This is a genomic window from Jiangella anatolica (genome assembly GCF_003236295.1).
Taxonomy (GTDB): domain Bacteria; phylum Actinomycetota; class Actinomycetes; order Jiangellales; family Jiangellaceae; genus Jiangella; species Jiangella anatolica.
In genome coordinates, this window is record NZ_POTW01000073.1 from 12942 (window position 1) to 35073 (window position 22132).

Consider the following 22132-nt stretch of genomic DNA (forward strand, 5'->3'; position numbering starts at 1 on the left):
CCGAGTCAGAACATCGAGTAGAGCTGCGCCAGCGGTAGCCAGTCGGCGGGTGCTGGTTCGATCCGCTCGCCGTCGACGTCGATCGCGAACGTCTCAGGGTCGATTTCGATCCGCGGCAGCGCGGAGTTGTTCACCATCTGGGCTTTGCCGACGTCGCGGGTCGGCGTGACCGCGGCGAGCCGCCGCCGCAGGCCGAGCCGGCCGGCCAGGCCGTCGTCGAGTGCGGCCGGCGCGACGAAGCTGACCGCGTGCGCGCTGCCGTCGGCGACGAGTGTTGGTCGCATCAGTACCGGCTGGGGCGTCGGGATCGAGGCGTTCGGGTCGCCCAGCGCGCCCCACACCAGCGCGCCGCCCTTGAGCACCACGTGGGGCCTGATCCCGAAGAACCGCGGGTCCCACAGCACGAGGTCGGCCAGCTTGCCCACCTCGACCGAGCCGACCTCATGTGCGATGCCGTGCGCGATCGCCGGGTTGATCGTGTACTTGGCGACATACCGCCGGGCCCGGGCGTTGTCCGCGGGGCCGTCATCCAGGTGGGCGTGGTCGCCGAGCCGGTGCTTCATGACGTGCGCCACCTGCCAGGTCCGGCAGATCACCTCGCCGATCCGGCCCATCGCCTGGGCGTCGGAGGAGGTGATCGACATCGCCCCGAGATCGTGCAGCACGTCCTCCGCGGCGATCGTGGTCGCCCGGATCCGGGACTCGGCAAAGGCCAGGTCCTCGGGCACGCGGGGGTTGAGGTGATGGCAGACCATCAGCATGTCCAGGTGCTCGGCGACGGTGTTCACGGTGTGCGGCAGCGTCGGGTTGGTCGAGCCTGGGATGACGTGCGGCAGTCCGGCGACGGTGAGGATGTCCGGCGCATGGCCGCCCCCGGCGCCCTCGGCGTGGAACGCGTGGATGCCGCGCCCGGCGATGGCGGCGATCATGGACTCGACGTACCCGGCCTCGTTCAGCGAGTCCGAGTGCAGCGTCACCTGCAGGCCGAACTCGTCGGCGGCGCGGAGGGCGGCGTCGATCGCGGCCGGGGTGGAGCCCCAGTCCTCGTGCACCTTGTAGGCCGCGGCCCCGGCCAGTGCCTGCTCGGCCAGGCCGGCGGCGCTCACCGTGTTGCCCTTGCCCATCAGCAGCAGGTTGACGGGCACGTCGTCCAGGGCACGGTGAACGGTGGCCAGATGCCACGGCCCGGGAGTGACTGTGGTGGCTTTCGTGCCCTCCGACGGGCCGGTGCCGCCCCCGCCGACCGTCGTCGTACCGGTGGCCAGCGCCTCGACCAGCTGCGACCGGGAGATCAGATGGGTGTGGACGTCGATTGCGCCCGCGGTGAGGATCCGGCCCTCGCCGGAGATCACGTCGGTGCCGGGCCCGATGACGAGGTCCGGGTGCACACCGTCGGCGATGTCGGGGTTGCCGGCCCGGCCAAGGGCGACGATCCGGCCGGCGCGGATCCCGACGTCGGCGCGGACCACCCCCCAGTGGTCGAGCACCACCGCGTTCGTGATCACGGTGTCCAGGGCGCCGTCGCCGTTCGACACCGTCGACTGTGCCATCGACTCGCGGATCGACTTGCCGCCGCCGAAAACTGCCTCTTCACCGCCGACCGTGAGATCCTGCTCTACCTCCACCCACAGGTCGGTGTCGGCGAGGCGCAGCTGGTCGCCGGCGGTGGGCCCGTAGAGCCCGGCGTACTCGGCCCGCGGGATCTCAACCACCGGCGGCCTCCGGCTTGATCCTGATGCCGGGGACCCGCCGCCGGCCGCGCAGGGCGACGATCGCCACCTCGGCCGACACGCCCGGCTCGAACCGGCGGGACGTGCCGGACGGGATGTCGAGTCGGTACCCCGCCACGGCGGCGCGGTCGAGCAGGAGCGCCGGGTTCACCTCGGCAAGGTGGATGTGGGAGCCGATCTGGATCGGCCGGTCGCCTGTGTTGGTGACGACCACGGTTCCACGCTCGGCGGCGCTCCGGTCGGCGTTGAGCACGATGCTGCCTGCGGCGACCCGCATCGCCCCTGGTCCTGATGTGCGTACGGCCATCATGGCGGTCCTCTCAGACGATCGGGTAGTGGATGGTGACGAGCTTGCGTCCGTCGGGGAACGTGGCCTCGACCTGGACGTCGGTGACCATCTCGGCGACGTCTGGCATGACGTCGTCGCGGGTGAGCACCTCGCGGCCGCGTTCCATCAGGTCCACCACCGTCGCACCGGCGCGGGCCTCCTCGAGCACCCAGCACGACAGCAGGGCCACCGTCTCGGGGTAGTTGAGCCGCACACCGCGGGCGCGCCGGTCCCGGGCTACCATGCCCGCGACGGCCAGGAGCAGCTTCTCGGTGTCGGCTGGTGTCAGGTGCATCGCGGACCCTTCAGATCGTGAGCGCGGCACGTACCGCAGCGCGAACCTGAACTGCTACTCGATCAGCAGCACCGAAAGATCGCCGCGCCGGGTCAGCTCGCCGGTGACCCGTTCGATCTCCTCGACGCGCGCGGCGAACCTCCCGAACACGGCGAACGACGGTGCCCGTCATCAGGCGGTCCGGTGGTGTCAACACGTCGGTACGACCCTCTCGATCATCGGCACGGCCGTCGCTCCACCTTCGCGGTGGCCCGCTGTAGGGAGACCGAGGGACGCGTTGCCGTGTCATCGGGCTCGATCACGTTAGCGAGGCTAGGTTTCAAGTAGTGACCAAACGGAATCAACTCCACGTAACGCGGCGCAATGATCGGCGCGCAAACCTTCCGGTCCACGAACCCCTTATTTTGTGGCGGCCGCGAGGTGGGACGCCGCTCTGCGGCGGGGCGGAGGCGTGGTCACCGGGGTCGATCCGTGCGGTACACGGCGAGCTCACTGATCGCCGAGTAGTGCTCGGCGCCACCCGGCGTGCCGGTCAGACGGATGCCGTCGGCGTGAACCTCGGCGAAGGTCAAGTCGTAGACCCGCTGGCCGGTTGCTTCGGGACCGGGGTGGTAGGGCGGGTCGATGGTTGCCTCGGCGTCGAGCCAGCGCCCGGCGACGCGGACCTCGACGCGTGGCGGTTCGGCGAACCAGCCGCCGTTGAAGTCGTAGGGGCCGGTGACGTATCGCAGGTGGTTCATCGGCTGGCGACGGGCCCAGTGGTAGCCCCAGTGGTCGGTCGTCTTCGGCGTGCCGTTCCAGCTGTCCTCGCCCACATCTGTGCGCCCGTCGTTGAGGACGTCGAGCCGGCCGGACCGGGCGGCGGTGGCGACGGGGTACGCGCCGTTGTCCGGCGCTGCGAGGTTGGTGTCCGTCTGCGACAGGTCTCCGGTGTCGCCCGGGTCGGCGGCCGGGTCCAGGCGCAGGCGCCGCAGTGAGAAGCGGTAGGTACGCCCTTCGGCGGTCGACGCCCGCCAGAACCAGTTCGACTGAAGCCACAGGTCGCGGCCGTCGATGCTGATGAACTTCGAGGGGATGGTCGTGGCGTAGCCGCCGTGCCGCGGCCCCGCCGCATCAGGGCCGAGCCACGGATGGGGCCCGAAGTCGCGCGTGAGGGCGTGCCGCCACGGCCCCCACGGCAGCGGTGCTTCGAACAGCTCGAGGGTGTACTCCGACCAGCTCGAGTAGAGGAACCGGTTCAGCGGTTCGTCGTAGACGACGCCGCCCTGGGCGATCACGGTGCCACCGCTGGGGCCTGCGACGGTCAGGCCGACGTGGCGGCGGGAGGCGTCGGCGAGCACGGGCACGCGGTCGCCGATGTCGGCGCTCCACACCGGTTCCCCGCGGTCCACGCCGCGGAAGAACGTCCAGGCCGCACGGTCCTGGACGGCCTGTGGGGCGACGCGGCCCAGGTACAGGTGCTGCGGGTCGGGCACGCAGCCGTCGTACGAGGTGCGCCAGTTGTGGTCCAGGCCGTAGGCGTAGACGTACGGGGGGCCGAACCGTTCGGCCAGCCGATTGCTGCGTCCGAAGTCGAGGAACATCACGGTCGTGAACATGTGCTCGGTGAACATCGGCTGTCGTGGTGCGTGCCACGTGCGCCCGTAGTCGTCCGAGCGCACGATCCCGGCCGCCGGCGCCTCGTTGAACGCACTCGCATCGATCCCGTAGCGCAGGTCCTGCACGGCGAGGTACAGCTCGTCCCGGCCGTCCCCGTTCCCGTCCACGGCGACCATCCCGGTCGGCTTGCTGTTGAAGTGGCCCGGATCGGTCCACACCGGTGCGACGTCCCGCCCGGAGGCGAGACGTGCACCGGTGAGTCCCGTTGCCGGGGTGCCGTCGACCCGGTTGACGACGATGTCGGCCCACGGCGCCGTGAGGTCGAAGCCGAGGCCGTCACCACAAGCGGTGTACAGGTGACCGTCGTCGGCCCAGGCGCTGGGCCAGAGATCGCCGTCGCTGTCAGTGCGGACCGACTCCGCGCCGTCCACATACGCGACGGCGAAGAACTCGGGCCGGTCGTCGTCGAGCGCCGGCGGTCTCGGTGTGCCAGTCGTCACGGCGCCTCGACGACGGCGTAGTCGTCCACCTGGACCCACATGTCGCCGTTGTCCGTCCAGATCCCGGTGAACACCTCCACCGCGGTGTTGGCTCCGCTGTTGAAAGGAACCGTGAACCGGGTCCATGGCCCGACCGAGGCGAAGTTCGCCTCAGCGATGGGCGGCCCGCCCACGGAACGGACGCCGACGAAGCCGTTGTCGTTGTTGGGCGACGTGCGCAGCCAGGCCGTCAGGACGTAGTCGGTGCCGGGGGTCACCGCGACCTCCTGGTGGATGTCGTGCCAGCCGGAGTTGTAGCGCACGAAGCCGTTGCGGTCGCCACTGAAACCCCAGATGTTCGCGTCGATCCCGCAGTTGCCGGTGCACGACCACGGGGCCGACGCACCGGACCCGGGTTGCCGTTCGAAGCTCGGATCGGCCACGAGGTTGGGTCGGATCACGTTCGCGTCGGCGTCGAGTGACACCCGCATCAGGTAGACGTTGTATGGGTTCCACTGCGACAGCGCGAAGTACAGGTCGTCGCCGCTGGACCATGGATGGATGAACCCTCCGTAGGGACCCGGGTGGTCGGCGTCGCTGACGATGACCTGCGGCGAGCTCCACGGGCCGGTCGGGGTGTCGGCGGAGCGCAGCACGATGTCGGTGCCGCGCATGTAGACCGTGATCCACTTGTCGCGTTCGGCGTCGTAGCGCACAGAGAGTTCCGCCACTGGACCGTCGAGCACCGCCGTCGCCTGGGTGTCCGCGCCGCTGACCCACGCTGAGCCGTTCCAGTAGGTGTAGGCGCTCTTGGTGAGCACGGATCCTTCGGGAACGCGGGCCAGGAAGGCGTCGTCGTTGCGGCCGTTCGGGGTGGCGAACAGATAGACGTGGCCGCCGTGGCGGACGAAGGCGCCCATCTGGAACTTGTTGGTGCCAGTCGGGTTGTCCCAGGTGGGCGCCCCGGCGGTCACCCAGTTCTCGCCGTTGTCGTCGGAGTACGCGATCGCCGCGTAGTTCGTGTCCCACTCGCCGGGTGGTCCCCAGTGCCGCACAGACATGTACGCCATGTACTGGCGGGACCCGACCGAGACTCCGGCCGTGGGGATGACGGTCATCTCGACACCGTCGACCTTGAGGCTGGGGATGAGCTCCTTCGCGTGCCCGGGGGAGTCCGTCGCGGCGCTGTCGAAGGTCATGCCGTTCGACAGGTCGGTGTCGGAGCTACGCAGTAGCACGTTGCTGCGCCAGTCGTTGCCGTTGCCTCCGGGCGGCGTCCACGTGTTGCCGAAGGTGTCGCCGAACGCAGCGAGGATCTCGCCGTCACCGTTGTCCCACATCACGCCCAGGTCGGTCCCGTAGATGCCCCACGCGGTGTGCGTGCTGCTCTGCGAGCCCGGTCCGGTGATCTTGCCGACCATGACGGCCAGTGTGGGCGCGGTCGTCGCCGTCGCGGGCGTCGCACCGAGCGACGCTGCCATAGTGATGGTTGCGGCCGCCGCGGCCAGCAGCTTCGTCACTCGGCCGCTCACGAGCCGGCCCTCGCGGCCAGGTCGAGGTCCGTGATCGCCTTGGTGATCTCGGCGTCGGCCGTGGTCAACGCTTCCTCGATGTCCTGCCCCTGCAACGCCTTCTCCATCGCCGTGCCGAAGGCCAGGCTCACCGCCCAGTCGTAGGTCGGCTCGAGCACCTGGTAGGGAACGACCCGCTCGGTCATGACGTCGAGCCACGGGTTGACTGACGTGTCCTCCTCCGCGATGGCGGCGGCGACGCTGATCCGCGGTGAGAACTTCGTGAAGTTGGTGTCCTTGAAGTAGTCGAGCACGACGTCGACGTCCTCGGCCAGCAACCACGAGATGGCCTGAGCCGCCTCCTCCGGGTGGTCGGACTTGGCGTCCACCCCGAGCGACCAGCCGCCCAGCGTGCCCGTCGGCTTGGTGAGGTCGCCGTCCAGGGACGGCAACGGCGCCACCCGCAGGTCGTCGATCATGTCCGGGTAGTCCAGAAGGAGCTGGCTGATCGCCCACGACCCCGACGCCTGCATGGCCAGCTTGCCCTCACCCAGCGGCGCGGCGTCGCCGTACGGCGAGAGCGCCTGTGGCGCGATCAGTCCGTCCTCGGCCAGCCGCTGGTAGGTCTCCAGCAACGCCAGGTAGCCGTCGTCGGAGGCCAGGGACGTCGACCAGTCGTCACTGATCGGAAGGTGCCCGGTGGCGTTGACCTGCAGACCCCAGGTGGTCCAGGACAGTTCCACGCCGTTCTGCGCGGTCTGGAACGGGACGATGTCGGGGTGCGCCGCCTTCAAGGCGGCAGCAGCGGCGATCAGGTCGTCCCAGGACTCCGGCGGTGCATCCGGGTCGAGGCCGGCCGCTTCGAATAGATCCGCCCGGTAGAACAGCAGCGAGCTGGGCTCGTACAGCATCGGATAGGCGTAGCGCTCGCCGTCCTCGGTCACCGCGTCGAGGAACCGCTCCTCGAGGTCCTCCCAGCCATCCGCCGCGATGACGTCGCCGATGGGGGCCAGCTCACCGTTGCGTGCCCGGGGGAGCACCTCGGAGTAGTTCAGGGTGTAGAGGTCCGGCGCGGTGCCGGCCGCCTGGGCGGCCTTCATCTTCTGGTCCCACGCGTCGCCGGGCACGACGGTGAGCCTGATCTGGACGTCGTCGTGCGCGGCGTTGAACGCCTCGACCTTCTCCTTGTACCAGGCGTTGTCCGCGTCGCTGAACTTGTCCTGCCACATCTCGAGGACGACGGCACCGTCCTCGCCGGCGTCCTCCTCGTCCGCTGACTGCCCTGGGGTGCCGCTGCCGCAGGCCGCGACGAGGAGCGCGGCGGCCGCCGCCGTCAACGCTCCGGTGACGTGACGTCTGATGGTGCGCATGGTCCGTCCTCCTTGAGGGACTCACTTCAAGCCTGAGATCTTGATGCCGCCGATGATGAAGCGCTGGAAGATCAGGAACAGGACGATCACCGGCAGGGCGGCGAGGGTGGAGCCGGCCATGAGCAGACCGAGCTCGGTGGAGCGTTCCGACCGGAACGTGGCGAGGTACTGCTGTATCTGGAACAGGTCCGGGCTGGTGATCGTCATGATCGGCCAGACGTAGGAGTTCCAGAAGGCGAGGAACGACGTCATGCCCACAACCACGAAGACCGGCTTGGACATCGGCAGGAAGATGTGGCGGTAGATCTGCCACCGGCTGGCCCCGTCGAGCAGCGCCGCCTCCTCCAGCGCCAATGGGACGTTCAGGTAGTACTGGCGCAGGAAGAACACATGAGCGGCCGACGCGGCCCCCGGCAGCACCAGTACCGCGAGGGTGTCGAGCATCCGCAGTCGTGTGACGACGATGAACGACGTCAGCAGGATCGCCATGCCCGGGATGAACATCGTCGTGATCACCACGACCCACAGCGTTCGTTTGAAGGAGAACTCGAGCCGGGCGAAGGCGTACGCGCCGATCGAGTTGACGGCCAGGCTCAGCGCCGCGAACAGGACGGCGCCGAGGAAGCTGACGCCCAGCGACCGGACGAAGGCGTCGTCCTGGAGGATCTGGGTGTAGTTCTGCCACTGCCAGACCTCGGGGAAGAACTGGAAGGGCGTGCGGACGACCTCCGTCTTTGTCTTGAATCCTGAGATGGCCATCCATGCCAGCGGGAACAGCGCGGCGGCGATGATCGTCGCCGCGAAGATCAGACGAAGGACGAAGCCCATCGGGCCGCCCTGCCGGCGTGAGCGGCGTCGGAGGGACGGCCTGGAGCGATCGGTCGCCGAGGCGGCTCCGGACGCGACCGGAGGTGGTTGTACGGCCGTGGACATCATCCGTCGACCGCCTTGTCCGAGTTCAGCAGCCGGAAGATGACCGCCGAGATCGACCCGAGAACGATGAAGAGCAGGAACGCGCCGGCGATCGAGGTGCCGACGAAGGTGTCGGTCCGGAAGTGGTTGAACAGGTACAGGTTGGGCAGCAGAGTGGAGTCGAGAGGCCCGCCGTTGGTCATGATCAGCGGCAGCTCGAACTGCTGGATGGCCGCGGTGAAGCCGGCGATCAGCAGATACAGGATGATGTTCTTGAGCAGCGGGATCGTGATGTAGAAGGTCCGCTGGAACCAGTTGGCCCCCTCCAGTTCCGCTGCCTCGTAGTAGCTCTGCGGGATGTCGAGGAGCCCTGCGAGCATGATGAGCGCCGAGATGCCCAGACCGAGCCACACGGCTGGCGCCGCGATCGCCGGCAACGCGGTGCGCACGTCGGCGATCCAGGCCTGTGGCTCCATCCCGAACAGGCCGACGAACCAGTTGAGCACCCCGCCGCTGTATTGGTAGATCAGCAGGAAGATCACCGACGTGATGACACCGGAGATGACGGTGGGGATGTAGATCGCGACCTTCAGGGCCGTGCCCAGCCTCGCCCCGACGGCTTTGACCAGGCTGGCGAACAGGAACGAGATCACCAGGATCGCCGGCACGACCATCAGCGCGAACACAAGGCTGCGGACGATCGACGACCGGAACTGCGGATCCGTGAGCACGTTGCTGAAGTTCTTCCAGCCGACGAAGCGCGACTCCTGGTAGAAGCTCCAATCGAAGAAGCTCAGGTACGCCGAGTAGACCATCGGCCAGATCACGAAGATGCCGAGCAGGATCACCAGTGGCGCCAGCATGAGGAACGCGAGCTTGTTGTCCTTGCGGCTCGGCGGGCGTCGTCGCGAATCCCGGCGCTCGGAGCCCACCGCGGCACCAGGCGGCAGGCTCGCTGTCGGAACGGTCATCAGAACCCCGCACCCGCCTCGGCGGCCGGCGCTGCCAGCGATACGCGATCTCCGTTGAAGCGCATCCGATCCTCCTTGATCGACGATGGCGTTGACGCAGGATCAGCCGGCCCGCTCGAGCTCGGCTCGGTAGAGGTAGACGTTGTAGGGACCCCAGAGCGAGAGGGTGAAGTAGACGGTGCGGCCGCCGTCCTCGACGTAGCGCGGGTTGAGGTACGGCGAGTAGAGGCCCGGGTGCTCCGCGCCGTTGAGCAGCTCGAGCGGTTCGCCCCACGGCCCCCACGGCGTGAGTCCCTCGCGGACGTAGGCGTTGCCGGCGTCGGAGTACGTCATGATCCATCGATCGAGGTAGTCGTTGAACATCACCGACAACTCGCCGATGGTGCCGTCGACGATGGTCGCCGCCTGGTTCATGTCGTCGGACCAGACGGGTCGGCCCTCGGCATCGGTGCCGGTGAAGTAGCGATACGAGGACGGGTCCTCGACCGTCTCCTGGGCGGCCGGCACCTTCATGAGCTGGACCCCGCCGAAGCGTCCGGCCGGGATGGCCCAGAAGTACACGTGGTCGACCTCGTCCTCGGCCACGTGCGCCGTGGCCACCTGGATGAAGTTCGAGTCACCCGGCCAGCGCGGCGCGTCGAGTACCTCCCAGGTCTGGCCGTCGTCGGTCGACTTCGCCAACGCCGAGTAGTTGGCATCCCACTCGCCCGGGGCGCCCCAGTGGTGGACCGACATGAAGTACAGGTACATGGCCCCGTCGACCGCGAAACCGTAGGTCGGGATCTTGGTGACCTCGCCCGTTCCATCCGGTTCGTGCAGTCCGGGGACGATCTCCGCGGCGAGCCCCACCTCGTCGGTGATCCAGCCGTCGAACGCGATGCCGTCGCTGGCGTCGTCGTCAGTGCTGAACGCCATGACGTTGGACCGCCAGAACCCGCCCTGGCCGCCGTAGGAGTCAGGATCGCGCTCCCCGAAGGTGTCGCCGAACGCGAAGTAGGTGCGGTCGCCGACGTTCACCATCGACCCGAGATCAGTGCCGGCCACGGCGACCGCGGCGGTGTCGTTGACGGCGTCGGGGCCGGTCAGCTGAGCGACCTCGGTCACGTCCCGAACTCCTGTGAGGACGAACGGGCGCTCGGCGGCGTCGTCGGCGACGCTGACCGGTGCCGTGTCGCGGCCGGCGTCCTCGGAGCAAGCAGCCGCGGCGGCGGCCAGCGTCAGCGCGGCTGCTCCCGCCGTCACCCTCGCCGCCCTCACGACTCGGCCGGTCCGCGCGGCGGACGTTCGGGCGGCATCGATGTGTTCAGGGAGGTCGAGCGGCTGTCGCCGCGACGCGATCTCTTGCCCGGCATCGCCATCGAACCTCCGGGATACGCTTGATGAGAAATCGATTTCTGGAGGCTATAGCCGAAGGCGCCCCTCGTCAAGGGTCGTGATCGATCAGTGACCTCGCGTGGACCCGCGCGCAAGGAGTGTCGGTGTCAGGACGATCTGCTGAGCGGGGCCGGGCCCACGTGCGGCACGGTTGGCCAGCAACTCGCCGGCCAATCGGCCGATCTCCGCGACCGGCTGCTGGACGACCGACACCTGCGGAGCGACCATGCGCGTCCAGTGGTCGTCGTCGACGCCGATCAGGCCGACCTCGGCGCCGATGGCGATGCCTTCGGCCTGTAGGGCCTGGTAGGCGCCTTCGGTCAGCGGTCCGTTCGTCGCGAAGACGGCGTCGGGCAGGTCGCCCCCGCGCAAGATGGCGCGCAGAGCGGCCTCACCCCCTTCGGCGCGCAGGTTCGCCCGGCGGATCCACTTGCGTGCGATCGGCGCGCCGGCCTCGGACAGCCGTGCCCGGAAGCCCGCGAGCCGGTCCTCCGTCGTACTGACGTCGGACGGTCCCGTGATGCAGGCGATGCGCCGAAACCCCTGCTCGAGCAGGTGGTCAGCCGCCAGTCGTCCGGCCAGGCGATTGTCCACCATCACGGAGTCTCCGAGGTGATCGTGGACGCGGCGATCGATCACGACGGCCGGGATGTCGGCGGCGGTGCGCAGGTCGGACTCCACCTCCGAGGCGACCGCGATGACGAGTCCCGCCAGGTGCTGTGCTGCAGCGAGCCTGAGGTACTCGCTCTCGCGCGCCACCTGCTCGTCGCTGTTGCACAACACGACCGAGAACCCGCGATCGACGGCGACGCGTTCGATGGCGGCCACCACGCCGGTGAAGAACGGGTTCTGCACGTCAGACACGATGACTGCCCAGACGTCGGACACGCGTCGCCGGAGTGCCCGGCCGTTGCTGTTCGGGACGTAGCGGGTGTCCGCGGCCGCCTTGCGCACGCGGTCGGCCAGCTCCGGCGCGACGGTGCCGACGCCATTGAGAACGCGGGACACCGTGGCCGGCGACACGCCGGCCGCCCGCGCCACATCGCTGATCGTCACCGCGCGTGCCGTGGTCACGTCGCCATCATGTCACGCGGCGGGCCCGATCCCAGGAGCGCGGTATACGTTTTCCGAGCCGCACGATGGCGCTCAATCCACCTCCATGGTCATCAGGTCCGGCGCGGGCGGCTGCTGCGCCAGCGCCGGCGCGTCGAGGTAGAACAGCGCCGTCGAGGCGATGTCGTCGCTGGTGGGACGGTAGCGGTGTGGCAGCCCGTTGTGGTGGCCGGGGCCGATGCCGAGGCTCTGGACGGTGACGCGCAGGTCGGCGCCGAACCGGATGGGGTCGGCGACGTGCCAGCGGTACATGCCGAAGCGCTGCTGGCTGACGTAGAGGCCGTCGGGCCGCAGCACCTGGTGCAGGCCGAGATAGGGCGTGCTGAAGGTGGTGTAGCCCTGGCCTGGGACGTCGAAGTTCCAGGCGCCGCCGAAGTAGTCCTCGGTGCCGGTGCCGCAGATCGTGGGGAACTCGTCGTCGCCGTCGAGGTAGAACTTCAGCTCGCCCTCGCCCCACCAGCCGGGGTCGTTGACGCCCCAGGCGAGGTAGGTGCCGACGTAGTGGCCGGCGCCCTCGACGCCGTCGAGCACGGTGTGCACCTCGCCGCGCGGGACCGGATGGCTGCGCCGCCACTGCGCGTGCAGGTAGGCGGCGTCGTCGGCGATGTCGCCCAGCTCGTAGTCGAGCTGGTAGTAGAGGATGATGTCCTCGGCCGACACGTTCTCGAGCGTGATGCGCGCGGACGTGCGGAACGGCATCGGCCAGTACGCGTTGAAGCCGCCGTTCGGGTTGACCGCGACGGTCTGCGACGACACCTGGCTGAACGTGTTCCAGCCCTGGCAGAAGAAGTCGCCCAGCGGCACCTCGACGGCGGGCGCGTCGGCGCCGTCCCAGTACATCCGCAGCACGGTGGACCGCCAGGCGCGGTGCGGCGCGGTGGTGCACCAGACGTGCGTGATGACGCCGGGACCGTCGATCTCGCCCAGGACGGCGGTCTCGCCGGGCGCGATCGAGATGCTGGGCGAGATCTTCCAGCCGCGGCCGAGGTCGCCGGCCGCCTGGGCGCCGGTGCCCTCGGTGGCCATGGCGCCGCGGCCCTTCTCCCCGGTGGGGTTCTCGGCACTGATCGAGCGGCTGACGCGGGACGATCGGCGGGCCAGGGACTGCAGGCCGGTCGGGTCGTCGAGCACGGTGAGGTCTCCTTCGTCGGGCGGAGCGGTCGACACGGGACTGGTTCGGCTCCCTGGTCACGCCGCGGTCCTCAGCAATCGTTTTCCCAGAATGGGGAGGCTAGCCGCGTGCTCTTCCCGGCGTCAACAGGGTCGAACCGTCGACCGAGAATCGGTGGTGTCGCTTCCATGCTGTCTGCCACGGCCGCGACTTCACCCCATCGCTGGAGGGCATCAACGGCGCAATCCGCTCCCTCTGAGCGTCGGTGAGGACTCGCTCGCGAGATATGCCAGCAGCAAACCAGCCGTACACGCCCCGACTCAGAAGACACACCTAGGGAAGCGTCACCCGTTCGGAGTGACTGTCGGCGGACGCGATGACGTCGCCGCCGGGCGCGGTGAGCTCCCAGCGGCGCACGTCCGCCTCGCCGTGCAGGACGTCGAGCGTCACCGTCGCGCCCGTCCGCGACACCCGGCCCCAGGCCGTGCCCAGGGTGACCGGCCAGCTCGCGCCGTCGTCGGGGACGTGCAGCCGCAGGATGCCGTCGACGGCGTTCCAGCGGGCCCCGCTCAGCGCGGGCAGGACCGACCAGCCGGCCATGGCGCGGACGTAGTGGTCGCCGCACTCGATCTCGTTGTACGGGTTGCGGCGGCGGCCGTCGTAGCGTCCCCAGACGCCGCGCAGGATCGTCCAGCCCTCGTCAGTCAGCCCTTCGGCGAGGCAGGCGGCGGCGAGCTGGTACTCCGTGCCGGTCCAGACCTCATCGCAGTAGCGCGTCGGCACCGCGGGACGTCCGCCGCGCGGCCAGGTGCACATGAGCACGCCGGTGTCGTCGCCGTCCGCGAACACCCGGTACGTGTGCTCGAAGCCGTCGAACCCGTGCCGCAGGTTGTGCCTGACGATCGAGCGCAGCGCCGTGACGACGTGCTCGCGCGGCAGGACGTGGCCGAGGTCGAGCTCGTGCGCCCACCACTGGCCGATCAGCTGGTCGGCGAGGCAGCCGGTCTCCCACTGGAACGTCGGGTCGTCGCCGGGCTCGAGCACCTGCTGGTAGTACTCGCCGTTCCACATCAACTCGTCGTAGGCCTTCGACCCGCGCTCGAACAGGTCGCGGTGCTCGCGCGCGTAGTCGGGCTCGTCGAGCAGCAGCGCCAGCTCCTCCTGCGCCCGCAGCGCGGCCAGCCAGAGCGAGCCCATGAACGGGTTGACGCCGCTCAGGTCGATGTCGTGGGTGCTGGGCTGGATGCCGCGCAGCACGCCCGACGACGACGGGTCCCAACGGCCGCGGACGTGCTCGACGAGCCGGCGCAGCCGCGGCCAGTACCGCCGCAGCCAGTCCAGGTCGCCGGTCGCGCGCACCTCGCGGTACGTCTTCAGGATCGTCCCGAGCATGCCGTCCAGCGCCGGCTCGTCCGGCCCGCCGATGGTGACGTCCCACAGCTGCGGCAGGTACGTGGGGACGATCACCCGGTGAGGGATCGACCCGTCCGGCGCCTGCATGACGTCGAACTCGGTCTCGCGCATCGACCGCTCCAGCCCGGGGAACAGCGCCGCGACGGCCTGCGCGTACGTCCACACGTGGGTGCAGTTCAGCGGGCACGACCCGCCGGTGTCGCCGGCGTGGCCGAGGGTGGAGGCGCCGTTGACGCCCTCGAAGCCGAAGAACCGCCCGTCGGCCGCGCGGAAACACGTCGGGCTGCGCAGGAACGCCGCCTGGGCCGCGAGGTGCTCGACGGCGTCGGCCGGCAGCGCGCTGCCGGTCAGCGTGTCCGTCCACTCCGACGTCCGCGCGGCCAGCTCGTCCCAGCGCGACTCGACGGTGTGCGCGACCTCGACGGCGTCGGCGTGGGCGAGCGCGTAATGGTTGCCGAGCCAGAACCGGGTCGGTCCCCATTCCGGCCGCGGCGGGCCGAACTGGTTGAAGTCGACGTACCGGTTCGGGAAGTGCCAGGCGACGAGGACGCGCACGCGCGTGCTCGCGCCCGGTTCCAGGTGGAAGGGCGCGGCGACGCCGCCGTTCCAGGTCGCGCCGGGCGGGCTGGCGCCGAGGCCGGCGGCGGCCCGGGGGCGGCCCAGTCCGCGGCGGCGCAGGAACCCGAGGAACTCCGCCGGCCGCCGCCACTGCGGGAGCACCGCCGCGTCGGGGTCGTCGACGGCCAGCACCAGCTGACCCGCACCCGGGTGCTCGGGGGAGAGGGTGTGGTTCTCCATCGCGACGCGGGTCCAGCCGCCGCCGCGGACGATGCGGTTGGTGTTGCCGCCGTAACCGGCGCCCTCCACGCCGTCGATCGGGGAGACGCCGTCGTACCCGACGGCGTTCTGCAGCGCGGCGCCCACCTGCCCGTGGACGGGGTAGCGGCCGGTGTTGCGCAGCGTGACGGTCAGCATTGCCACCGGCAGCGACGACGCGGCCTCGTCCATCGGCACCAGCGGGTTGAACGCCTCGAGGGTGACGTCCAGCGGCACCGCGTCGTCGGCCAGGGCCACGCGCGCCGACGGGTACGTGGCGCTGAACGTCGCCGACGCGAACCCGTGCTCCGCCGACAGCCCGGCCTGCCAGTCCGGCACGGCGTCATCGGTGACCAGCGGCGTCGGCGTGTGCGGCCCCGGAGCCGGCCGCGCCTGCAGGACGCGGATCTCGTCCAGCGGCGGCTCCCACTGCGTCGCCCGGATCGCGAGGAACGAGCCGGGCAGGTCGCCGCGGTGGTTGCCGACGTTGTGCAGCTGCCACTGGCGCAGCCCGCCGTCGGCGCCGAGCGCCACCGTGCCGGTGCCGATGCCGCCGAGCGGCATCGCGACGTGCCGGCCGTCGGTATGGGGGATCGAGCGGGGTGCGGACATCGCCGTCCTTGGAGTCGTCGGATCAGGGATCGGTGCGCCGACCGGGCGTGACGCCGAGCCCGCCGAGCGCCGTCCACGCGGCGCTGACCAGCACCACCGCGGCGACGCCCGGGACGACCAGGAGCAGCACCTGGAGCCGCAGCGCCAGCCAGGCCAGCAGCGCGGCGGCCACCCACCCGCCCAGCACCGGCACCGGCCGGCGGGCCGCGGCGAGGAACGCGACGACCCAGACGTTGCGCCACGGCGCCGCGGGCCGGTCGAGGATCAGCGCGACGGCGGCGGGCGCCAGCAGCACGGCGTTGGCGGCGACGACGGACCCGGCCAGCGCCGGCGCCAGGGCCGCCGCCGACCCCGTCCGCCCGTACACCTCGAAGGCCACCAGCGTCAGCGCGACGGCGACGGTGGCCGTCCACACGACGGCGACGGCCCGCATCCACCCAGGGGTCCGCAGGTCGCGGGTCCGCACGTCGCCGTCGACCACCAGGCGCTGCGCGACGATCGTCAGGGCGACGAGCGCCGGGGCGCCCACCAGGCCGGCGACGGCCGTCATGACCAGCAGGTGCCCGCCGCTGAGCCGGCTCGCGGCGACGACGGCGACGAGCACCGGGACCGACGCGGCCAGCACCCACGGCGCCCTGGGCCACAGCGCGCGGGCGCCGCGGCGCAGCCAGTCCTCCTCAGCGGCGGCGGCCACGAGTGCGATCGTCCGCATCGTCACCCCCGCAGCCCGGCCGTCGCCACCGACGCGACGAAGTTGCGCTGGAAGGCGAGGAACAGGACGAGGACCGGGGCCACGACCATCGCGATGGCGGCGAACACGACGGCCGCAGGCGCGCCGCCCTGCCCGCTCTGCAGCGTCACCAGCCCCAGCGGCAGCGTCATCTTCTCCGGGCTGGAGATGAAGATCAGCGGCCCGAAGTAGTTGTTCCACGACGCCTGGAAGCCGAGGATCGCCAGTGCCGACAGCGCCGGGCCGGACAGTGGGACGAGCATCCGGAACAGGATCCACAGGTGCCCGGCGCCGTCGATGCGGGCCGCCTCGTCCAGCTCGCGCGGGATCGAGTTGAAGTACTGCCGCAGGAAGAAGATCGCGAACACGTTGATCAGCGCGGGCAGCCACAGCGACGTCAGCGTGTCGACCAGGTTGAGGTTCCGCATCAGCACGAACACCGGGATGATCGTCAGCTGCGCGGGCACCATCAGCGCGCTCAGCATGACCACGAGCATCTTGTCGCGCCCGGTGAACGACAGCCGCGAGAACGCATACGCCGCCAGGACGGCGACCAGCAGCGAGCCGCCGACGCTGATGACGGCGACGATGAGGCTGTTCAGCGCCATCCGCCCGAACGGCATCAGCTCCAGCACGCGGGAGTAGTTCTCCGTCGAGAACGGCGACGGCAGCCACTTGGGCGGCAGCGTGAACGCCTCGCCCGGCTCGGTGGCGCTCGCGGCGAACAGCCACACCAGTGGCGCGGCCATCAGCAGGCCGACCACCAGCACCAGGACGTCGAAGGCGATCGCGCCGGGACGCCGCCGCCGGCGCCTGCGCTCGCGCGGCCGTTCGCGCGGCCGGAGCAGGTCGTTCGCGTCCACGTCGACGCGCAGGCTCATCGCTCGTACACCCACTTCCGCGCGACCAGGAACTGCAGGCCGGTCACCGCCATGATCACGACGAACACCAGGATCGCGATGGCCGACGCGTAGCCGATCTGGAAGGCCTGGAACCCGGTCTGGTACAGGAACATGACGATCGTCATCGTGGCGTCGTCGGGCCCGCCGCCGGTGATGATCTGGATCGGGTCGAAGATCTGGAACGCCCCGATGAACGTGATGATGACGGCGAAGAACAGCACCGGCGACATCATCGGGACGGTCACGTGCCAGAAGACCTGCCACCGGTTCGCGCCGTCGGTCCGGGCCGCCTCGACCAGTTCGGACGGCACCGTCTGCAGGCCGGCCAGCATGATGACGAAGGTGAAGCCGATCGTGTACCAGAAGTCGATCCCGATGATCGCCGGCAGCGACCAAGCCGGGTCCACGAACCAGTTCGGCGCGTCGATGCCGATCTTGTCCAGGTAGTACGCCACCAGCCCGAACGTCGGGTCGAGGACGTACTTCCACAGCAGCGCGACCGCCGCCCACGACAGCAGGTACGGGAAGAACACCGCACTGCGGGTGAAGTACGAGACGAACCGGTTCATCGGCCGGTTCACCGCCAGCGCCAGCAGCAGCCCGCCGAACACGTGCGTCACCACCGAGGCGAGCGAGAACAGGAACGTGTTCAGCAGCGCCTTCGGCAGCAGCGGGTCGGAGAACAACCGCCGGAAGTTCTCCAGGCCGACGTACTCGCGCGGCGTCAGCAGGTCCCACGAGTGGACGCTCAGGAAGATCGCGAACGCGAGCGGACCGGCGATGAAGACGAGGAACAGCACCAGCGCCGGGCTGAGGAACGCCCAGCCGGCCAGCGCCTCGCGGCGGCGGGCGCGGCGCCGCGGCGGACTGTCCGTGCCGAGGGCGACCGGGGTGGCGACGCCGGCCGTCATAGCAGTCCGGCCAGTTCCTCGTTCGCCTGTGCCAGGGCCGCCTCGGGCGACTCGTTCCCGCTCAGCGCCTTGTCCCAGGCGTTGATCATCGCCGTCTGCACCTCGGCGCCGCGGTCCGGCGACGGCACCGGGGTGGCATAGGAGATGGCCTCCGACAGCGCCGTCGTCCCCTCGGGCGCGTTGTCGGTGAACGCGGGGCTGTTCGCGACGGACAGCCGGGCCGGGACGATGGTGCCGCCGATCGAGGCGTAGTACTCGCTCGCCTCCTTCGACATCATGAACTTGATGAACGTCCAGGCGGCGTCCTTCTTCTCCGACGCCTTGGTGATCGGCCACGCGTCCCAGCCGACCGGCGAACCGGGCCCGGTCTTCTGCGGCATCGGCACGATGGCCATCTTGTCGACCAGCTCCAGCCGGCGCATGTCGATGACGGGCCAGCGGCCGCCCGCGATCGCCGCCAGCGTGCCCTTCGACAGCGCCTCGCCGGCGTCGAACGCGCCGCCGGGCTCGGGTGCGTACCCGTTGGCGATGAGGTCGCGGCAGAACTGCAGCGACTCGATCGACTGCGGCGTGTCGAACGTCGGCGTCGCCCAGTCCTCGTCCAGCGGCGAGCCGCCGTTTGTCAGCATCCACGGCATGATCGCGGTGAACGGGTCCGAGCCGATCGGCAGGATGAACACGCCGGCCGCCTTCAGCTGCTCGGCCGCGACCAGGAAGTCGTCCCACGTCCAGTCCGGCGCGGGCGGCGTGGCGCCGGCCGCCGCCCAGGTCTCGGTGTTGTACCAGAAGCAGACGGTGTTGTAGCCGCCCGGGATGTAGTAGGTCTTCCCGTCGTGCGACGCGTACTTCGTGTTCCACTCGACGAGGTTCGGGTCGATGTCGGCGAAGTAGTCGTCGACGACGTCCTGGTCGCGCTCCATGTACGGCTCGAGCGGTTCCAGCAGGTCCTTCGACGCGAAGATCCGCTGCCCCTCGGTCGCGATCTGGATGATGTCCGGCACCTGCCCGCCGGCGATCCGCGTCGCGACCGTGTTGGAGAAGTCGCCCCAGGTGTCCGCGGCGATGCCCTGGGCGCGCAGCTTGATGTCCGGCTCGACCTTGTTGAACTCGGCGAACAGCTTGTTGAACGCCTCCTGCTGGTTGGCGTCCCCGCGATACACGAACGTCAGGTTGTCGCCGCCACCGCCACCGCCACCGCCGCCCCCGCCGCTGGTCGAGCCGGGGCTCTCACACCCGGCGACCGAGCCGAGCACCGGCACCGTCGCAGCCGCGCCCATCAGCTGCAGCAACCGCCGCCGCGACAGCGCGCCGTTGTCCCTTCCGGTGCTGGTCAGGTCTTCGCAGGTCATGCGCATCGGATCCTCCTTGATCGACGACGGCGATGAGGGGTGGCGCCGGATCCGGGTATCGGAAATCGATTTCTGCGGAACGATATAACCGCCCGCGACCGGCCGTCAATAGGGGAGTGTGGGCCTGGCGTTCGCTGCCGAGAGTTCGACGTAAGGAGCTGCCTAGTTGGCCGCCCCTTGCCGCCTATGGTCTTGGCCGCGCGTACCCGCGCCTCGAGTCCGCGCCTCTGTTGCTGATCTTTGCGCGTGGCTGGGGGCTTGGACCTGACCCGCAGGTCCGCGGCCAAGAGCGGCCAACTATCACGGGGACGGGAGAGAGCGGGCACTTGGACTGACCATCTGTCCCCTCTCGTCGGCGGGGGTTCAAGGTCTGGGTAGGTGGCCGCTGACTCAGAACCTCTACACGGACCGTGGTGTGGCGTCGGCTGCTACGGCGAGATCCTCGAACGAGCGAGGTGAATTGTGGTCGTCAAGTAGTCGTTCGAACTTGCGACGATGATCCACATGACCGCTTGACCTGCTGGTGCCCGCGGTAGGATTCGAACCTACGGCCTTCTGCTCCGGAGGCAGACGCTCTATCCCCTGAGCTACGCGGGCTCGGGCCTGAGAAGGCTATCAGCACCGAGGGCCGCCGGGCGAACCCCGTCGGCTCAGGGGAGCGTGAGGATCCGCGGCCCCTCCTCGGTGATCGCGACGGTGTGCTCGACGTGGACGGAGCGGCTGCCGTCGTCGGTCACCAGGGACCAGCCGTCGTCGGCCATGTGGTAGCGGTCGCGGCCGCCGGCGAGCAGGCTCGGCTCGATCGCGATGACCAGGCCCGGCCGCAGTCGCAGGCCGCGGCCGGGGCGGCCCTCGTTGGGCACGAACGGCTCCTCGTGCATGGCCCGGCCGATGCCGTGACCACCGAAGTCGTTCTGCATGCCGTAGCCGGCGCCGCGGCCGACGGCGGACATCGCGTGACCGATGTCACCCATGTGCCCGCCCGGCACGGCCGCGGCGATGCCGGCGGCGAGGGTCCGCTCGGCGGTCTCGATCAGCGCCAGGTCCGCGGCCGACGCCGTCCCGACGACGAAGCTGACGGCGCCGTCGGCGTGCCAGCCGTCGACGTGGGCGCCGCAGTCGACGCTGAGGAGGTCGCCGTCGCGGAGGCGGTACGCCGTCGGCAGGCCGTGCAGCATGACCTCGTTGACCGACGTGCAGATGACGCCCGGGTACGGCGTCGCGCCGAAGCGCGGGTGGTAGCCCAGGAACGACGACCCGGCGCCGGCGGAGTCGATGACCTTGCGGGCCGCCTCGTCCAGCTCGGCCAGCGAGACGCCGGGTGCGGCCTGCGCGCGCATCTCCGCGTGGACGGCGGCCACGACGCGGCCCGCCTCGCGCATCGCCGCGATCTCAGCGGCGCTCTTCAGCTCGATCACGCCGATAACAATACCGGTATGACAATACGGACTCCTACGATGGCCGCGTGACGAAGACGCGGCTGCAGATCCGCTGGGGCTGGATCCTCGCCTGCATCGTGCTCGGATTCGCCGGGATCGTGACGGGCTTCCTGCTGGTCGCGCCGGAGGGCCGCACGGCCTACGTGGCCAGCGTCCTCGCGGGTGTCGGCACGACGCTGCTGCTGGTCGGCGTCGTCGTGCTGCTCGAGCGGCGCATCGTGGACACCGCCGCGAAGGCGGTCCGCGAGGCCGTCGACACCGAGTGGGCGACGACCAACGCGCGGATCCAGCGACTGACCGGCGAGCTGGAGGAACGGCTGGCCGCCGAGTGGGCGAAGGCCGACCCGGCGGACGTGGACGCGATGCTGCGGCGGACGGACCGGCTCACAGACGAGGCGATCGAGCAGATCACCGACGAGACGAACGAGTACGTCGAGGACCGTCGCCGCGACGCCCAGTAGGTGAAGCTCGACGCCCTCGGACGGGCCGCCGCGTGCCGCCGCTACTGGCCGACGAGGCTCAGCTCGCCGATCGCGGTGAAGTCGCGGCCGCCCGGGTCGGACACCTCGTCGAGGCGGACCCGGACCGTCGTCGTCTCGACCGGCGCGTCGAGGGTGAAGGTCTGCGGCTCGGCGGTCTCCTCCAGCCGGTAGGAGGCCTCGGTGCCGTCGTCGAAGATCCACGTGACCTCGAGGACGCGGCGGTTCTGGCCGTAGCGGCGGTCGCCGCTCTCGTCGTCGACCTTGGCGTAGCCGTTGACGATGCCGACCTCGGTGATCGTGCGGGCCGACGGCAGTGTGAGCACGATCTCCTCGCCCTCCGCGTCGCCCTCGACCCGCCAGGCGGTCGACGGGTCGCCGTCGACGAGGTTGGCGGCGGCGTAGCTGACCTCGTTGCCGGCGCCGTCGACGCCGTCCGGCGCGGTGCCGGGCACCTCGACCTCCGCCTCGGCGGCCACCTCGGCCGAGCCGGCGGCCGCGGGCTCGTCGCCTGCCTCGTTGGACGGGTCCTGGTTGATCAGCGCGATCGCGATCATCGTGACGGCGATCAGCGCCGCGATGGCCACGATGACCAGCACGGTCCGCGACACCGGATCCCGCTCGCGCGGCGGCGCCGGCGGCTCGGACACCGACGGTGGCGGCGGGACCGGGGCGGACCGTGCTGGTC

General features: G+C 70.1%; 19 protein-coding genes and 1 tRNA gene. 1 reads left to right on the plus strand and 19 read right to left on the minus strand.

Annotated features, from left to right (window positions below; all coding sequences use genetic code 11):
• Window positions 1-5: 5 nt before the first annotated feature.
• The 18 genes from C1I92_RS23810 to map all read right to left on the minus strand — a co-directional run bounded on the left by C1I92_RS23810 (window position 6) and on the right by map (window position 20944).
• The gene (locus C1I92_RS23810; RefSeq protein WP_111257135.1) at window positions 6-1712 is read right to left on the minus strand and encodes an urease subunit alpha; all 1707 of its coding nucleotides are present in this window, start codon (window positions 1710-1712) and stop codon (window positions 6-8) included.
• Window positions 1705-2040 carry an urease subunit beta gene (gene ureB / locus C1I92_RS23815; RefSeq protein ID WP_111257136.1) on the minus strand — a complete coding sequence of 112 codons (336 nt, stop codon included), beginning with the start codon at window positions 2038-2040 and terminating at the stop codon, window positions 1705-1707. The genes C1I92_RS23810 and ureB overlap by 8 nt, the downstream gene beginning before the upstream one ends.
• 10 nt (window positions 2041-2050) lie before the next feature.
• Window positions 2051-2353, minus strand: coding sequence for an urease subunit gamma (locus tag C1I92_RS23820; protein ID WP_111257137.1), 303 nt, complete (start codon window positions 2351-2353; stop codon window positions 2051-2053).
• A 455-nt stretch (window positions 2354-2808) separates the two neighbouring features.
• Window positions 2809-4452 (minus strand): glycoside hydrolase family 183 protein, encoded by a 1644-nt coding sequence (locus C1I92_RS23830; RefSeq protein ID WP_158564257.1) that lies wholly within the window; start codon window positions 4450-4452, stop codon window positions 2809-2811.
• Window positions 4449-5963 (minus strand): glycoside hydrolase family 183 protein, encoded by a 1515-nt coding sequence (locus C1I92_RS23835; protein ID WP_199521535.1) that lies wholly within the window; start codon window positions 5961-5963, stop codon window positions 4449-4451. Before C1I92_RS23835 ends, C1I92_RS23830 begins: the two co-directional genes overlap by 4 nt.
• Window positions 5960-7312, minus strand: coding sequence for an ABC transporter substrate-binding protein (locus tag C1I92_RS23840; protein ID WP_111257139.1), 1353 nt, complete (start codon window positions 7310-7312; stop codon window positions 5960-5962). Before C1I92_RS23840 ends, C1I92_RS23835 begins: the two co-directional genes overlap by 4 nt.
• Window positions 7313-7333: 21 nt before the next feature.
• Window positions 7334-8140, minus strand: a complete 807-nt coding sequence (locus tag C1I92_RS23845) for a carbohydrate ABC transporter permease (protein WP_111257140.1) — start codon at window positions 8138-8140, stop codon at window positions 7334-7336.
• A gap of 104 nt (window positions 8141-8244) precedes the next feature.
• Window positions 8245-9195, minus strand: coding sequence for a carbohydrate ABC transporter permease (locus C1I92_RS23850; RefSeq protein WP_111257141.1), 951 nt, complete (start codon window positions 9193-9195; stop codon window positions 8245-8247).
• Between the two features lie 102 nt (window positions 9196-9297).
• Window positions 9298-10437 carry a glycoside hydrolase family 183 protein gene (locus C1I92_RS23855; protein ID WP_111257142.1) on the minus strand — a complete coding sequence of 380 codons (1140 nt, stop codon included), beginning with the start codon at window positions 10435-10437 and terminating at the stop codon, window positions 9298-9300.
• 198 nt (window positions 10438-10635) lie between these two features.
• Window positions 10636-11643: a LacI family DNA-binding transcriptional regulator gene (locus C1I92_RS23860; RefSeq protein ID WP_111257143.1), complete on the minus strand. Its 1008-nt coding sequence runs from the start codon at window positions 11641-11643 to the stop codon at window positions 10636-10638.
• A gap of 72 nt (window positions 11644-11715) precedes the next feature.
• The gene (locus C1I92_RS23865; protein ID WP_199521536.1) at window positions 11716-12813 is read right to left on the minus strand and encodes a glycoside hydrolase family 172 protein; all 1098 of its coding nucleotides are present in this window, start codon (window positions 12811-12813) and stop codon (window positions 11716-11718) included.
• Between the two features lie 313 nt (window positions 12814-13126).
• The gene (locus C1I92_RS23870) at window positions 13127-15634 is read right to left on the minus strand and encodes a GH116 family glycosyl hydrolase (RefSeq protein ID WP_111257144.1); all 2508 of its coding nucleotides are present in this window, start codon (window positions 15632-15634) and stop codon (window positions 13127-13129) included.
• A 22-nt stretch (window positions 15635-15656) separates the two neighbouring features.
• Window positions 15657-16346 (minus strand): hypothetical protein, encoded by a 690-nt coding sequence (locus tag C1I92_RS23875; protein WP_111257145.1) that lies wholly within the window; start codon window positions 16344-16346, stop codon window positions 15657-15659.
• Between the two features lie 2 nt (window positions 16347-16348).
• Window positions 16349-17245 (minus strand): carbohydrate ABC transporter permease, encoded by an 897-nt coding sequence (locus C1I92_RS23880; RefSeq protein WP_111257146.1) that lies wholly within the window; start codon window positions 17243-17245, stop codon window positions 16349-16351.
• Window positions 17242-18177, minus strand: a complete 936-nt coding sequence (locus tag C1I92_RS23885; protein ID WP_111257147.1) for a carbohydrate ABC transporter permease — start codon at window positions 18175-18177, stop codon at window positions 17242-17244. Before C1I92_RS23885 ends, C1I92_RS23880 begins: the two co-directional genes overlap by 4 nt.
• Window positions 18174-19526, minus strand: a complete 1353-nt coding sequence (locus C1I92_RS23890) for an ABC transporter substrate-binding protein (protein WP_233507197.1) — start codon at window positions 19524-19526, stop codon at window positions 18174-18176. Before C1I92_RS23890 ends, C1I92_RS23885 begins: the two co-directional genes overlap by 4 nt.
• A gap of 521 nt (window positions 19527-20047) precedes the next feature.
• Window positions 20048-20123: transfer RNA gene (locus tag C1I92_RS23895), tRNA-Arg, on the minus strand.
• 53 nt (window positions 20124-20176) lie between these two features.
• Entirely contained in the window at window positions 20177-20944 is a 768-nt protein-coding gene (map, locus tag C1I92_RS23900) for a type I methionyl aminopeptidase (RefSeq protein ID WP_111257148.1), read from the minus strand.
• A gap of 47 nt (window positions 20945-20991) precedes the next feature.
• Here map and C1I92_RS23905 point away from each other — a divergent pair, with 47 nt between their 5' ends.
• Window positions 20992-21426: a hypothetical protein gene (locus tag C1I92_RS23905; protein ID WP_111257149.1), complete on the plus strand. Its 435-nt coding sequence runs from the start codon at window positions 20992-20994 to the stop codon at window positions 21424-21426.
• A gap of 41 nt (window positions 21427-21467) precedes the next feature.
• Here C1I92_RS23905 and C1I92_RS34000 read toward each other — a convergent pair.
• Window positions 21468-22132, minus strand: a 665-nt coding sequence (locus C1I92_RS34000) for a discoidin domain-containing protein (RefSeq protein WP_199521538.1), incomplete at its 5' end; no start/stop codon positions are given.

Coding starts and splice junctions, on each gene's coding strand:
- C1I92_RS23870 (WP_111257144.1), bottom strand. CDS start 15,634: ATGTCCGCACCCCGCTCGATCCCCCATACCGACGGCCGGCACGTCGCG.
- C1I92_RS23875 (WP_111257145.1), bottom strand. CDS start 16,346: ATGCGGACGATCGCACTCGTGGCCGCCGCCGCTGAGGAGGACTGGCTG.
- C1I92_RS23880 (WP_111257146.1), bottom strand. CDS start 17,245: ATGAGCCTGCGCGTCGACGTGGACGCGAACGACCTGCTCCGGCCGCGC.
- C1I92_RS23845 (WP_111257140.1), bottom strand. CDS start 8,140: ATGGGCTTCGTCCTTCGTCTGATCTTCGCGGCGACGATCATCGCCGCC.
- C1I92_RS23820 (WP_111257137.1), bottom strand. CDS start 2,353: ATGCACCTGACACCAGCCGACACCGAGAAGCTGCTCCTGGCCGTCGCG.
- C1I92_RS23840 (WP_111257139.1), bottom strand. CDS start 7,312: ATGCGCACCATCAGACGTCACGTCACCGGAGCGTTGACGGCGGCGGCC.
- C1I92_RS23885 (WP_111257147.1), bottom strand. CDS start 18,177: ATGACGGCCGGCGTCGCCACCCCGGTCGCCCTCGGCACGGACAGTCCG.
- C1I92_RS23850 (WP_111257141.1), bottom strand. CDS start 9,195: ATGACCGTTCCGACAGCGAGCCTGCCGCCTGGTGCCGCGGTGGGCTCC.
- ureB (WP_111257136.1), bottom strand. CDS start 2,040: ATGATGGCCGTACGCACATCAGGACCAGGGGCGATGCGGGTCGCCGCA.
- C1I92_RS23890 (WP_233507197.1), bottom strand. CDS start 19,526: ATGACCTGCGAAGACCTGACCAGCACCGGAAGGGACAACGGCGCGCTG.